This window comes from Flagellimonas myxillae, from assembly GCF_023502235.1.
Classification (GTDB): Bacteria; Bacteroidota; Bacteroidia; order Flavobacteriales; family Flavobacteriaceae; genus Flagellimonas; species Flagellimonas myxillae.
Genome location: NZ_JAMFLY010000002.1, coordinates 498,627 through 512,450, shown reverse-complemented (window position 1 = coordinate 512,450; position 13,824 = coordinate 498,627). Strand labels below are relative to the sequence as shown.

Below are 13,824 nucleotides of genomic sequence, written 5' to 3'. Positions count from 1 at the left end.
TTAAGAATTGGAAGCAAAAATAAACGACATATCAAACAAAAAGAACTTGGGCCAGTATTTCTCTGGTAGTCCAGTTGCTTCTCTTTTAGCTCATTTAGCACAATTTAATAAAGCGAAGAGCATAATTGACCCAATGGTAGGCACAGGAGATATGTTGCGGGCATGTAATCCTAAAAGCAACATACAAAAGAGGTTCTTTGGTGTTGAATTAGATCAAGTAGTTTGGCGTAAATGCAATCAACGGTTTTCGGCTAATCAAAATGTTTCTGTCATCAGGGGCAATGCATTTGATTTAGACGTTATCAATCAATTAGCCAAACACCAATACGATCTTGTAATTACCAACCCCCCTTATGTTCGTTACCAGACTATTTCTGATAACAAAAACAACTCTCCCGAAAATCTTGACACTTCTGAAATAAAAAGGAACCTCATTGCTTCTTTGGATTACTTTGGACACTTAGATACGCAGGACAAGAAACTCTTTGAGCTTCTTATTTCTTCTTATTCAGGTTTATCTGATTTAGCCGTCCCTTCTTGGATTCTATGTGCTTTACTGACCAGTATTGGAGGCAGAATAGCAATGGTTGTACCACAAACATGGTTGAATCGAGAATACGCTGCAATAGTTCAATACATATTATTCAAATGGTTTCAGATAGAATCAATTGTTGAGGATGGAAATTCAACATGGTTTTCAGATGCACAGGTAAAGACGACACTAATTGTTGCAAAGAGGGTAAAGAGAAAGAAGTCAATTCTAATATGGGGTAAGAAACAGTTTTCTTATTGCGCCATATTTTCAAAGGCGAGAGTTAATGGGAGTTTAATTGGGCAGTTATTTCCGGGTGTGGAACTTCCAGAAGGAGATTTTCTGAACTTAATTAAATCTAAAGAACAGCAAAACGCATTTATTAGGGTTAAGCATGTAAACCTTGCAAGCTTTGCACAGGCATTAGATTTCAAACTTGATAGTCTGAAATGGTATCACAAAGTAGAACCAATCAAATCACGAGCGAAAGTAAAAAGACAAACTTTAAAAGTACCATCCCATTTACGAGATTGGCTTGGTGATAATAATCCACAGTTTGTCTCACTGGATGATATTGGTCTGAATGTTAGTCAGGGTTTACGAACAGGTGCCAATATGTTCTTTTACATGTCAGTACTTGATAAAACAGAAAAAGGCGTTTCAGCCGTCCCTAATTCACCATTTCCTCAAAAACAGATAACAATCCCCACGGGTTGCTTCAAGGAGGTACTAAGAAAGCAAAGCGACCTGTCTGATTCTTCATACACAATAAGTAATAAGGACATTCAAGGCATTGCTTTGGTTATCAGGGAGCACTTGAATACAAAGAATTTAGAAGAATGTAAAAAGTCAGGTGTATATAAAAGGTTTACTTTTAAAAGACTCCCAAAAGACCTGAGCCAACATATCCTTTTGGCGGAAAAAATCAATGTAGGAACTGATGATAAACCAAAATTCATCCCGAAATTATCCGCAGTTGAACCAAATACTAAAAAATGGAATCCAGCAAAGCCCAATGATTCTCCGAGATATTGGTATATGCTTCCTCCGTTAACATCAAGACACCTTCCTGATCTGTTTGTTCCAAGAGTTAATGGCAAAAATCCAATCACGAGACTTAACCCGGATTCTAAATATGTAATTGATGCAAATTTCTCTACTATTTGGTTGTTAGAAGGTCTTTCAGGGCATGACATTTATTCAGCTCTTGCACTATTCAACAGCAGTTGGTTTGTAGTCGCTATGGAAGAATACGGAACAGTTATGGGTGGTGGTGCATTAAAATTGGAAGCTACTCAAATCAAGAAAATTCCAGTTCCAAAGTTAGATGGCATAGCTATTTCAAAACTGTCGAATCTTGGAAAAACCTTAGTGAGTGACCCTACAAATAATGAGGGTACGATTGATAGAATTGATACAATTCTCATTAAACAACTTGGTATTAATAAAAGTACAAAGTCCAAGCAAGCTGAACTGAAATCTTTAAAACATGAATTATTAAAACAAAGAACCAGTAAATGAGCGAACCCAATACAAATATTGAAGCAGCAAAGGAATGTTTAACTGATAGCATTTCACTGATCTCGGAAGGAAAGAATGAACAAGTGGTTCGGGATAGCTTTACTTCATATTTGAGGCATATATTTCCAGATCAACCTAAATGGGTAATCAGACACATCCAAGGGAGTGAATCGGCTGTGAGGATTAATAAGGGAGCTAAGTCAAGCACTGGTTTTGTAGATAATCTTGTTGATTTAACTGCTATCGAATATGAAGGTAATCTTACAGTTGCGTCAAAATACAACACTGGTTTAAATCAAGTCAAAGATTATTGTTCAAGTCTGGTCAATAAAGGTCATGACCCTGAGTTGGTTATAGGTATTCTCTCAGATACTGTTAGATGGTATGCGTACGAAATAGATTTATCTCAAGCTTCGGAAGAACCCTGGAGCCGTGATAACATTATCCTGAATGAAATTGAGTTTGTGGACTGTTCGGTTGTCAATGACCGAACTGCTAACGAGTTGGTAAGGTTTTTATGTAAGTATCTTGGCCGTATAGGATCTCGACCTGTTACTGCCTATTCAATTGCCAAAGATTTAGGATTTGACAGCCCCTTCTGCCAATCGCATCTTATTACACTAAATGAAGGAGTAGAATCGGCATTTGAAGACAATCCTAAATACTCTAAACTGATAACTGAATTGTGGTGCAGTTTTGTCAGCTATCTGAGAGAAGAAGGAGTTTCTGATGATTTCGATTTCACAACTTACGTTGATGAATTGTACATCCAAACATTAGGTAAGCTTATCTGTGCCAATTACATAGAAAACAAAGCATTAAGTTCCAATGAACAAGAGCTTACATCAATTCTTGATGGGACATTCTTTGAGAATAAGGGACTTCAAAATTTTGTAGAGTATGATTATTTCGGCTGGCTAAATACTGAGCCATATTTAGACCAGATAAAGCCTGTGGCCTTTGCAATTCAGCAAGATTTAGTTGCATACAATTTCAAAGCAACCCCGGGTGAAGACCTCTTTGGTAGATTGATGGCTCAGTTAGCTCATAGATCCCAGAGGATTTTACTTGGTCAAGAATGGACGCCAAGTTGGTTAGCACATCAATTAGTCGAACACGTTGCAGAAGGCATTCCTGAAACAGATGCTTTACAGTTAATTGATATGTGTTGTGGTTCAGGATCAATGGTTGTTGAAGCGATTGAAATTGCAAAACAGAGGATTGAACAGAATGAAGGATCAGCCTCCCATGAACGTAAACTACAACTACTAATACAATCAATCACAGGTTTTGATATTGACCCTCTGGCAGTAATACTTTCAAAAATTAACTGGGTTCTGTCAACGATTGATTGGCTACAACCACTTGGATCTCATTCTGTTTCAATACCTGTGTACCATGCGGATTCTTTATTTGCAATTACACCTGTATCTAACAACATTAATGACAATGAGGAAAGCGTTTATTCTCTGAAAATTGCAGAATACTCAATTGAACTTCCTGAATTTTTGATAACCCCTGCATACAGCAGACTGTTCGATTCACTTGTAAATAGAAGTTATCTTGTCGCCACTGAACAATCAGAAAATTCAGAATCCAGTGTAAGTGATGATTTGATAGCCTTCTATCTCGATTCTTCTATAACAGAATTTGAGGTTGAATTCAAAGATGAGCAAAAAGCACAGGTACTGAGTTTTTTAAAAGAACTCATCTTAACGATCGATAAACTAAACAGAGATGGAAGAAACGGTATTTGGTCATATATTCTGAGGAATAGTTTTAGGCCGGGATTAGTTGCAGGACAATTTAATGGCATTGTATCTAATCCACCTTGGCTTGCCTTGAGCAAAATTGCAGATAATCCGTACCAAAGTATTTTAAAACGCAAAGCTGAATCCTTTGATATTAAACCTCCAGGATCTTCTCACCTTCATATTGAATTAGCAACTATATTCTTGTTGCATGCTGTTCAGAAGTATTTGATTGAAAACGGAAAGGTTGGGTGCATTGTACCTGAAACCATTCTGAACGGGCACCATCAGAACCCTTTTAGAAAGTATAAGTTCCTCACATCCTCTAATCCCGTTCCTCTCGATATTGAGGAAGTGTGGAAAACGCAGGAACATGTTTTCAAAAATAATGCAGTCATATTATTTGGTTCAAAAAAAGATCCTGACGTAACAAGTACTCAACCGATTCCAGGAGCAATAGTGTTTGATGATGGAACAAAAGAACAAACAACATTTTATCGAAATCAACAAGGAGAAAGAACAGCATGGAGTGAACAAGAACTCTTAGAGTCTACAGGAGGTTTCTTTGTCCCTGCCAGTTTTAGACAAGGAGCGGATATAATGCCAAGAAATTTGTTGTTTTATGAAGTTGCTTCAACAACCAATAACGATTTCTACAGTGTCAAATCAATTGACCCAACAACAAGTCCGCTGGCATTTACAGTTAAAGATGCTAAGAAGTATAAGTCCTTCCGATTAAGTGAACGAGTACTTCCGAAAAGTTTATTCTTTCATATCATCACCTCTAACTTATTGACACCATTTCATGTTGCAACTGTTCAAAATGCTCTTTTACCGATAAGAAAAAATGATGACCGTCAATGGGAAATGGTTCCTCAGAATGAGATAAACGCAAAAGGTACCGTAACCAAAAATACTTTACGAGAAATCTGTAGAGAATTGGATGCTAATAGTAGAGACGTTTCGACTGTATTTGATTTGATTGATGTAAGAGGAAAATTAACGCAGCAATACGTGAGTGATGAAGGTTATATTGTTATGACTGGTGCTGGAGGGGGCAAAGTTTGTTCAGCATACATTGATTTGTCTGAGTATGAGGCTGATCGTCTGATATTAGATCAAACAGTTTATTGGGCAGAAGTTGAAACAGAAGATGAAGCGATCTATTTATCAGGATTACTCAACAGCAATGCAATTAACCTGATCATTGAGGACTTTCAACCAAGAGGGGCATTTGGAAAGAGACACGTTCATAAATTACCTTTTGGAGTTACTCCTCCGTTTGACCAGGAACAAGCTGCTCATCAAGATGTGGTATTGAAGACAAGAGCACTGATACAGGAATATCAGGCTTTGCAAACAACTGATGATGAGCTTGAAAATTTATTAAATCCTAATACTGGTTCACTGAGCAGTAGAAGGCGTAAGCTTAATTTGAAAATGCAAGAACTTAATCCATACGTAGATTATGAAGAGGCTTGTAAATCATTGTATGGAGTATAATAAAAAGAAAAATGGGGCACAACAATGTGTTCTATAAGCAATAGCGGTTTAAAAATATACTTGACCCGCTATTTTTGTTGATAGAAGTATCTTGTTTATGGACAGTATGGTAATTTAAAACTGGTACCGCTCATACAAGAGACCTTTGGCAATAGTTTTTTCTAGGGTCGTAAATAGAAGGTTTTTTAGGACCGTTCTAGTTTTTCCCTTAGAAGCTGCATATCATCACAAACCTTTTTTTCCAATACTTTGGCATATATCTGTGTAGTGGTCAGTTTACGATGACCCAGCATTTTTGAAATGGTCTCAATAGGAACCCCGTTGGTTAGAGTAACCGTAGTGGCAAAGGTATGTCTAGCCATATGAAAAGTAAGGTTCTTTCTTACCTTGGCGAGCTCCGCAACTTCCTTCAAATAAGCATTAACTTTTTGATTCGATATTCTTGGGAAAAGTGTCCCGTTAATCGAAGACCTTTTATCATATCTGTAACATTCAATTATCTCTGATGCTTTAGATAGTAATGGAATTTTAACTGCGTTTCTTGTCTTTTGCCGTTGTGTCATTATCCAGTATGTTTTATCCATTCCTAACACCAAACTTTCATTAGTTAATTGCATTACATCTATATAACTTATTCCTGTATAACAACTAAACACGAACAAGTCCCTTACTGATTTCAATCTTGCTGATTTAATCTGCAGGTCTTCTATATGTTTCAATTCCTCAGGCGTCAAAAATCCTCTGTGAGTAGGGGTCAATTTTTGTTTGAATTTCACGAAAGGGTCGCGGTCAATCCACTCTAATTGATGGGCCAAAGACACCATTCTCCGTAGCCTCTGAATATGCTTCATCACGGCGTTATTGCCAATTCGCTTTTTATAATGCTGTGGACTGTAATTCCTTAGAAAGCTTTCAAAATTTAGTATGAACTTATAGTCAAGACTTGAAAGTTCGAAATCATCTACCTTATACTTTTTCTTCACAAATAGTAGAATGTATTTTTGACTTGTTAGGTAAAGTCTAGAAGTATTTCCATGCAGTTTTTTGAACATACTTGCATTGTGGTACTCAATAATGTCTCGTAACGTGTACTGCTCAATTTTGTCGTCACCTGTATACCTCAACTTTATGGTTTGAGGGGTTATTGATTTATTTTCTGACCTAAGTTCTTGATAGCATTGAAACAATTTTGCGTATACTTCATCCAAATATTGATTAATATTTCGAGCTTTTTCACTTGTTCCATTGATTCGTTGTTTTTGGTTGTTCCAAAGATGAGTTTCCACCCGTCGTTTAAGGCTAATATTGAGCTTTTTTCTGTTTACAGTTATTCTGGCGTAGATCGGTGCTTGATTGTTCTTAGATCTTTTGGTGTATACCCAAAATAGAATAGAAAACGTAGAGAGAGTCCGCATGACATTCGTCTTTTAATTAAACTTAGTTTAAGACGAAAGTCAAATCACCAATGGGTAGTTTGTTTAACACTTTAAAACAGACCGATTTCCAAATACGAAAACACTTAGAGAAAAATGTTGACGATTTGTGAACTCGAATGGATAGTTTCAAAAGATGTTATTTGAAACTAAAAAATCGTAAAACATTGAATATCAATATTTTTTGATTTCCTAAAAATCCCTTTGAAGTGGTAAAAGTAGCCCCGGCAAGAATCGAACTTGCATCTAAAGTTTAGGAAACTTCTATTCTATCCATTGAACTACGGGGCCATTTTCCATAAATGGAATGCAAAAATATGTTTTTTTGGGTATCAAATACTAATGCGGCAACCTGCTTTTTATCAGCCCATATACCAAAGCTCCCAACACGGCACCTAGAATAACCACTAAAATGGGAACATAACCTGCCCCAACCAAGGTGTACATGGGTCCAGGGCATGCTCCGGCCAAGGCCCAACCCAATCCAAACAGGACACCTCCCATTCCGTTGGCCACAAGTGTTTTGCTTTTGGGTGCTATTTTGATGGTATCCCCGAAAAAAGATTTCGCCTTGGTCCTTTTAACCCATTGTACAAACACAATTCCCAATATCACTGCCGAACCAATTATGCCATACATGTGAAATGCATCGAACTGGAACATTTCATAAATGCGGAACCAAGAGGCCGCTTCAGATTTGTACATCACAATGCCGAAAAAGGTGCCTATCAATAAAAACGCCAAATTTTTCATGAGCCAAAGATTAAAGGAAACAATAGGTGAATCATGATCAAACCTCCCACGAAAAAGCCAACAACGGCAATCAAGGAGGGCAATTGAAGATTACTCAATCCGGAAATAGCATGACCGGAGGTGCAGCCCCCGGCATATCGCGCACCAAATCCTACCAAGAAACCAGCGAGCAACAAAATCACCCAGGTAAATGGATCAGTTAGGCTTTCCGATGAAAAAAGTTCTGTGGGCAGATATGCAGTTCCAGCGCTATCGAATCCAAGTTCATTTAAGGTTTCAACTGTGTTTTGGGAAATGGCAACGCTTTGATCTTTGGTCAAAAAATTGGCTCCCACAAAACCTCCGATAACCGCACCCAACACTACGAGCAGGCTCCATCTTTTGGAATTAATATCCGTTTTAAAGTAATCAGTGAATCTACCCGCCCCACCTATCGAACATATTGTTTCTAGGTTGGAAGACATCCCAAATCGCTTGCCCATCAATATTAAGATGGCCATGACCAAAACAATCAAAGGCCCTGACACATACCAAGGCCAAGGTTGCAATAACACTTCCATGAGAAAAATTTTTCCAAAAATAACCCACCCAATAGGACATTTCGGGTAACAAAAGTTACACAGCGACCATATCAGGTTTGGTCAATTACATCTAAAACGGAAACTTTATTCGTCGACTACCTCAACGATCATTTCGATTTCCACGGCAATATTTCGCGGAAGTGATCCCATTCCAACAGCCGCGCGAGCATGTTTGCCGCGTTCCCCAAAAACACCCACCATCAAATCTGAAAATCCATTGATTACTTCGGGATGATCGCCAAATTCTGGGACTGCATTTACCATCCCCAAAACTTTTACCACGCGTTTCACTTTGTTCAAATTGCCCAATTCGGCCTTGAGCACGGTGAGTTGGTTTATCGCAGTTACCCGAGCGGCTTCGTAGCCCTCTTCCACTGTGAGGTCCCCGCCCACTTTTCCGGTTATGAGTTCCCCATTTGCCATCGTAGGTCCCTTCCCTGCCAAAAACAGAAGGTTTCCGGTTCGAACCACGTTCACGTAATTCGCCACAGGGGAAGAGGGAGTTCCCAACGTTATATTCAAGTCGGATAATTTGGATTCTGGATCGTAGTCCGACGCTATAACTTCTTTTGGAGCTTGCTCTTCGTGTTCCTCATGATGTTCAGGGCCTTCCTTGCAAGCAAAGAATGCAAGGACCCATAAAAAAACTAAGTACTTTTTCATTTCTGTCTGGTTTAAACTTTTAGGTTATTCCCAAAGTTACGCATTGGACAGAATTTCCTTAAGCCTGTCCGCCACAATCCTCTCTTGACCAGGCACCATCATCCATGTGGTAATACCTATGGTCTCTTTGTTTCCAACGGTAGCAATGGAAGGATGGCCTTCCTTCAGCTGTTTCCTGGCCTCTTCGGGCGTGATCTTGACCTTGTTCTGGTCCCAGCTTATTCTAAGCGAAGGCACATGGTTGGCATGTGGCGGTACGTGAATCTCGGATTCCACGCCGTCAACGGAGGTGGCACTATCGCTTATCAATTTTATCTGGCTTTCCCAAAGTTCCCATTCTTTCTTGTGGTCTTTATTGAGATAAAGCTCCAAGGCCACCAACATTCCCAGCACCTCTTCCTTGTTTACCTTCATGCCACGGGCAATGGTGGTTCCTCTAGGTGGAGTATGCAATCGGGCGGCTTTGATAAGGTCTTTTCTTCCCAATAAAAGTCCAGCACTTTGTGGTCCACGTATTCCCTTACCTCCTGAGAAGGCAACAAGGTCGAATCCTAGTTTGGTAAACTTAAACAGGTTGTCGACTGGGGGTACATCGGCGGCACAGTCGATAAAAGTTGGAATTCCATGTTTTTTACCTATGGCAACAAATTCTTCATAGCCAATTTCCCCTTGGTCAGTATTGGCGTTCAAAAACCATAGCATCGCTGTTTTGTCATTGATTTTCTTCTCCAGCTCTTTGGCGGTCTTTACAGTCACCAGTTTGGCCCCTGTATTCAAAAGGGCATGTGTATATCCAATGTCGTGCGCCTCTTGGAGGATGACTTCGTTTTTGAGTCCAGTGGTATCCGGTAATTGTGCTACCTTTTTTTGGTCCATTCCACAAATGACTCCTGCCAAACCAATAGTCATGGCACCAAAAGCACCTGAAGAAACTGTGGCGTATTCGCAATTCAACAGCTCGGCAATACGTTCTCCCACCTTGTCGTGCAATTGATCTAGGTCTACATATTCTGTTGCTCCAAACTTGTAAGCTTCCACAACTTCTTTAGGCATCATGGAACCCGTCATTGAGGTGTAGGTTCCTGCTGCATTGATAAAGGTTCTAAGACCCAATTCCTTGAATAAATTCCTCGAAGCGGGCTTGGCCATTTCGGCCCCAGCGATTTGGGGAACCAATAGGCCTGTCCCTGCCAATCCACCTAGCACGGGAATGCTGGACAATGTTTTTAATAATTTTCTTCTGCTAATCATGATTCTTTTGTTAGTGTTAATCCAATGCGGCAATACAATCTATTTCTACCAGGGAGTTTCCAGGAACCCCGCCATAAGTGGCCACTGTTGTACGTACAGGTGGATTCTTCCCAAATCGGCCTCGATATACCTCGTTCATTTTGTGGTAATCCGCTAAATCGGCCAAGTACACGTTCACCTTTAGAACTTTGTCCATGGAGGTTCCATTCTTAACCAATTCTTTTTCCACTTCTTTTAGCACATGGTCGGTATGGGCTTTGATGTCCCCATCAAAATGGGCTCCCTTTCCTGCCACATATAGGGTATTTCCATGTCTGACCGAACCAGAGAACAAGGGTACATCCTGGTCGTTCACCACGGTTCCAACCACTTCCTTAACCGGTTTTTTTTCTTTGGCAAGAGCTGATACGGTACCTGCTCCAAAAAAGGCAGCTATCCCCAAGCCAATCCGTTTCAATGATGATCTTCTATTCGTTACTTTTTTCATTTTATATGTTTTTGATTTTAGTTATTTACTGATTTACCACATTCTTTTCTTGAGCAACTCCTGAATTTGCTCTTTAGGCACAGGAAGTTCGTCAATATGATCTTTGAGCCATCCTGAAAAATCCTTTTCTATTTCGTCCGTCCATTTGTTGTCTATTTGGCCAGGCGTGTACTTCCCTTCCTTTAATCGGGAGATTCCAAACAGGTCCCTTAACCGCACCACTTCTGAAGTGACCACAACTTTTTCTGCAAGGTGCGAGGGAACAAAAATCACACCCTCCTTTTTGGCCAGAACCACGTCTCCTGGCAAAACCGTTGCTGCTCCCATCCGAATGGGTTGGTTGATTCCCAATAGCATTACCTCGGTCAAAAATGATGGGTGCCACCCCCTTACAAAGGCATTAAAGCCCTCTATTTCGGAAAGCCCTTCCATATCCCTGCTGGAGGCGTTGAACACCACTCCAGTTTTTGATTTGGCATAAATGGAATTTCCCAAATTGTCCCCAATCAAGGTTCCATCCACTATTTTGCCGAAGGCATCGGCAACATAAACATCCCCTTCATTTAGCATGTCGATTGGCCAAGAGTTCGTATTCCCAATTCGGCCCTCTTTTTTTCCATTTTCCTTGATAACTTCCGACACGTCCGGACGATTGGGCATATATTGAACCGTAAGGGCCCGGCCTACGACTACCACATCATCATGCAGCGGTTGCCATCCTCCCTCAAATTGATTGTGATACCCTTCGTTCCTCAAAACGCCCCAGGCTTCTTCAATGGTCACTTTTTTCATGCGTTCCAGCACATCGTCGGCCACTTTGGGTCGACCATCCTCAAAACGCTCCCCGGTCCACTGCGGGGTTAGAAATAATATCTGTTCCTTGGAAGTGGCCTGTGCATTCACGGTCCCATGGACCAAAAAAAGAACAATCAAGCAGGAAGCCCTGCAAAGCTGAAAAATGGTTTTTTTCATTTGTATGGTTTTAATTCTCTGTTTTTTCTTTATTGTTAAACGGACTCTTTTCGCGCCACCAGGTAGCCAAGGAAGAACCTGAAATATTCATCCACGGACCAAAAATTGCTGGTGCCAAACCTATGGTGGCCACCTTGCCCATTTCTAGGGCGATGCCCGAGGCAAGCCCCGCATTCTGCATTCCAACTTCCAAGGCAATGGTCCTGCAATCCTGTTCTTTCATCTTTAAAATCCTGCAACCCCAATAGCCCATAAAATATCCGGCCATATTGTGGATAATTGCAGCCAATACCAGGAAGATTCCTATGGAAAGCAGACTATCCCGACCTGCTGCGGTGATGATCACAATAATAAAGGCAATTCCCGCCATGGAAACAATGGGCATAGCCTTATCCAACCATTTGGCTTTTCCGTGGAAAAAGTGATTGAACAATAGCCCTAGTGCCACAGGTAGAATCACAATTTTGATAATACTCAGCATCATACCCCAAAAATCAATTGGCACAAATTCACCGGCAAATACTTCCATCAATAAAGGTGTCATTAGCGGCGCCAGTAAGGTGGAGACGGCAGTAAGGGTCACTGAAAGGGCTAGATTGGCCTTTGCCAAATAGGCCATTACATTCGATGCCAATCCGCTGGGTGATGAACCCACTAAAACAATACCTGCGGCAATCTCTGGTGGGAATGCGAACATGGTAGCAATCGCGAAACCTAAAACAGGCATGATCGTAAACTGGCACACCAAACCTACCAATACCCCCTTGGGCATTTTCACTACCCCCATAAAGTCTTTGAAACTCATTGCGGTTCCCATTCCGAACATGATAATCTGCAACAGGGGTACAATTAATGTCTTGAACTGGAACCCTCCCATTTCCTGGAAATAGGTTGGATAGTACATGGCCAATGTAACCGCTGCAAAAATTAAAATGGTATAGGAGAACCCTTTTAAAAAGGAGTGTCCGCGTAAGGCCATGGCCAATAAAAGGAAGAAGAATACCAATGACGGTCCGGAAAGTTGGGTGTTTCCAGTAACCAAAAATAAAATGCCCGAAGCAAGACAGAGCAGTGAAATCGCAAGTAGAATCTTATGTTGTTTCTTCATCAAAATAAAGTTAGTTAGCTTTCCATTTTTCTTTGGAGATCCCATTCATGTCCCAAACCACTTTTCCTTCCCGAAGGGTAAGTTCACATTCCACGCGTTCAGGACCATTGATTTTTTTACCACGAACATCCACAAATCCAAAATCCCCTTTTCTGACCTTGATCAACGTAACATCTGCAACAGCGCCCACGCTTAAATTGCCTAAGTCCGGTCTTTGAATAATAATCGCGGGTTTATTGGTAACTGCATCCACAACTTCGTTGATGGGCATTCCCATGGCCAAGAATTTCGACATGATATTGGCCAAATCCTTCATGCCAGCATTCATACTACCGGTGTGAAGGTCCGTACTAATGGAATTGGGTTTTAAGCCCTGCTGCATAGCGGGCATAGCTTGATCAAACACAAAACTTCCACCTCCATGGCCCACATCAAAGATGATTCCTCTTTTTTGCGCTTCAAATACGAAGTCCCGCACTTTGCCATTGGCATCTACAATGGGTGTTCTTCCTTTTACATTTGCATAGGCATGGGTAAAGATATCACCTGGTCTAAGTTTATCTAGGAACAATGTCTTTAACGGAAGTTCAGGATCACTTCCCCCAAAATCAATCATTACCGGAATACTGGCCAAGGTCCCGGCTTCTACCGTGCGTTCTGTTGGGGTCCAATCAAAACCAGAATAGTGCGCAAGTTTTACACCTACAACGGTTTTGGGATTTTGCTTGGCCACCATGGCAGTCAGTTTGGCATCCATGTCTGTCAGGTTCTGCTCTACGGCCCCACCTCTCATCCCGGAGCCTACAATATTGAGAAAGGCAAGCACTCGGGTCTTTGAACGATCAATAACTTGTTCTTTGAACATTTTAAAATTTCTCCAACCAGCACCACCTGCATCAACAATGGTGGTAACACCACTTCTGAAGGTGAAGCCATCTGGCGGCAATGCCGAAAAGCTATTGCTCAAATAGGCACCAGGTTCTGTTCCATGAAAGTTATGGCTGTGGATGTCCAAAAACCCGGGGGCCACAATCAACCCTTTGGCATCCACTACTTTTTTTGCGGTATTTGCGGCTATGTTGGTGGCTACTTTGGCAATTTTTCCATCTAGAATGGCCACATCCATAGGCCGGTCTATGTTGTTTTTTGCATCAATTACATGTCCCCCCTTTATTAATAGGTCATAGTTCTGGGCCTCAATCTTCGACAAAGGCACCAGAAAAATGGAAAACAATAAAAGTCGGATTACAAAATTTGTTCTCATCGTTG

The 13,824-nt window shown here is 40.8% G+C and carries 11 protein-coding genes and 1 tRNA gene; 2 read left to right on the top strand and 10 right to left on the bottom strand.

Annotated features, from left to right (window positions below; genetic code table 11):
• Window positions 1-7 precede the first annotated feature (7 nt).
• A complete protein-coding gene (locus M3P07_RS10795) occupies window positions 8-2,053 on the top strand; it encodes an N-6 DNA methylase (RefSeq protein ID WP_249969922.1) in 2,046 nt (681 codons plus the stop codon).
• On the top strand, window positions 2,050-5,307 hold the full coding sequence (locus M3P07_RS10790) for an Eco57I restriction-modification methylase domain-containing protein (RefSeq protein ID WP_249969921.1): 3,258 nt from the start codon (window positions 2,050-2,052) through the stop codon (window positions 5,305-5,307). The genes M3P07_RS10795 and M3P07_RS10790 overlap by 4 nt, the downstream gene beginning before the upstream one ends.
• Before the next feature lie 185 nt (window positions 5,308-5,492).
• Here M3P07_RS10790 and M3P07_RS10785 read toward each other — a convergent pair whose 3' ends face one another.
• The 10 genes from M3P07_RS10785 to M3P07_RS10740 form a co-directional block, all read right to left on the bottom strand.
• The gene (locus tag M3P07_RS10785) at window positions 5,493-6,722 is read right to left on the bottom strand and encodes a site-specific integrase (protein WP_249969920.1); all 1,230 of its coding nucleotides are present in this window, start codon (window positions 6,720-6,722) and stop codon (window positions 5,493-5,495) included.
• 237 nt (window positions 6,723-6,959) lie between these two features.
• Window positions 6,960-7,031, bottom strand: a tRNA-Arg gene (locus M3P07_RS10780).
• A gap of 48 nt (window positions 7,032-7,079) precedes the next feature.
• Window positions 7,080-7,493, bottom strand: coding sequence for a DUF6691 family protein (locus tag M3P07_RS10775; protein ID WP_249969919.1), 414 nt, complete (start codon window positions 7,491-7,493; stop codon window positions 7,080-7,082).
• A complete protein-coding gene (locus M3P07_RS10770) occupies window positions 7,490-8,053 on the bottom strand; it encodes a YeeE/YedE family protein (RefSeq protein WP_249969918.1) in 564 nt (187 codons plus the stop codon). Before M3P07_RS10770 ends, M3P07_RS10775 begins: the two co-directional genes overlap by 4 nt.
• Before the next feature lie 105 nt (window positions 8,054-8,158).
• The gene (locus M3P07_RS10765; RefSeq protein WP_249969917.1) at window positions 8,159-8,737 is read right to left on the bottom strand and encodes a RidA family protein; all 579 of its coding nucleotides are present in this window, start codon (window positions 8,735-8,737) and stop codon (window positions 8,159-8,161) included.
• Between the two features lie 36 nt (window positions 8,738-8,773).
• On the bottom strand, window positions 8,774-9,988 hold the full coding sequence (locus tag M3P07_RS10760; protein WP_249969916.1) for an aminotransferase class V-fold PLP-dependent enzyme: 1,215 nt from the start codon (window positions 9,986-9,988) through the stop codon (window positions 8,774-8,776).
• 16 nt (window positions 9,989-10,004) lie between these two features.
• Window positions 10,005-10,475, bottom strand: coding sequence for a RidA family protein (locus M3P07_RS10755; RefSeq protein ID WP_249969915.1), 471 nt, complete (start codon window positions 10,473-10,475; stop codon window positions 10,005-10,007).
• A gap of 33 nt (window positions 10,476-10,508) precedes the next feature.
• Window positions 10,509-11,447, bottom strand: coding sequence for an RraA family protein (locus tag M3P07_RS10750; protein ID WP_249969914.1), 939 nt, complete (start codon window positions 11,445-11,447; stop codon window positions 10,509-10,511).
• Window positions 11,448-11,457: 10 nt separating this feature from the next.
• Window positions 11,458-12,555 carry a bile acid:sodium symporter family protein gene (locus M3P07_RS10745; protein WP_249969913.1) on the bottom strand — a complete coding sequence of 366 codons (1,098 nt, stop codon included), beginning with the start codon at window positions 12,553-12,555 and terminating at the stop codon, window positions 11,458-11,460.
• Between the two features lie 10 nt (window positions 12,556-12,565).
• Window positions 12,566-13,819, bottom strand: a complete 1,254-nt coding sequence (locus M3P07_RS10740) for an amidohydrolase/deacetylase family metallohydrolase (protein WP_249969912.1) — start codon at window positions 13,817-13,819, stop codon at window positions 12,566-12,568.
• Window positions 13,820-13,824 lie beyond the last annotated feature (5 nt).

Excerpts from the sequence above, each read along its gene's own strand:
- M3P07_RS10790 (WP_249969921.1), top strand. The coding sequence starts at position 2,050 with ATGAGCGAACCCAATACAAATATTGAAGCAGCAAAGGAATGTTTAACT.
- M3P07_RS10785 (WP_249969920.1), bottom strand. The coding sequence starts at position 6,722 with ATGCGGACTCTCTCTACGTTTTCTATTCTATTTTGGGTATACACCAAA.
- M3P07_RS10775 (WP_249969919.1), bottom strand. The coding sequence starts at position 7,493 with ATGAAAAATTTGGCGTTTTTATTGATAGGCACCTTTTTCGGCATTGTG.
- M3P07_RS10770 (WP_249969918.1), bottom strand. The coding sequence starts at position 8,053 with ATGGAAGTGTTATTGCAACCTTGGCCTTGGTATGTGTCAGGGCCTTTG.
- M3P07_RS10765 (WP_249969917.1), bottom strand. The coding sequence starts at position 8,737 with ATGAAAAAGTACTTAGTTTTTTTATGGGTCCTTGCATTCTTTGCTTGC.
- M3P07_RS10760 (WP_249969916.1), bottom strand. The coding sequence starts at position 9,988 with ATGATTAGCAGAAGAAAATTATTAAAAACATTGTCCAGCATTCCCGTG.
- M3P07_RS10755 (WP_249969915.1), bottom strand. The coding sequence starts at position 10,475 with ATGAAAAAAGTAACGAATAGAAGATCATCATTGAAACGGATTGGCTTG.
- M3P07_RS10750 (WP_249969914.1), bottom strand. The coding sequence starts at position 11,447 with ATGAAAAAAACCATTTTTCAGCTTTGCAGGGCTTCCTGCTTGATTGTT.
- M3P07_RS10745 (WP_249969913.1), bottom strand. The coding sequence starts at position 12,555 with ATGAAGAAACAACATAAGATTCTACTTGCGATTTCACTGCTCTGTCTT.
- M3P07_RS10740 (WP_249969912.1), bottom strand. The coding sequence starts at position 13,819 with ATGAGAACAAATTTTGTAATCCGACTTTTATTGTTTTCCATTTTTCTG.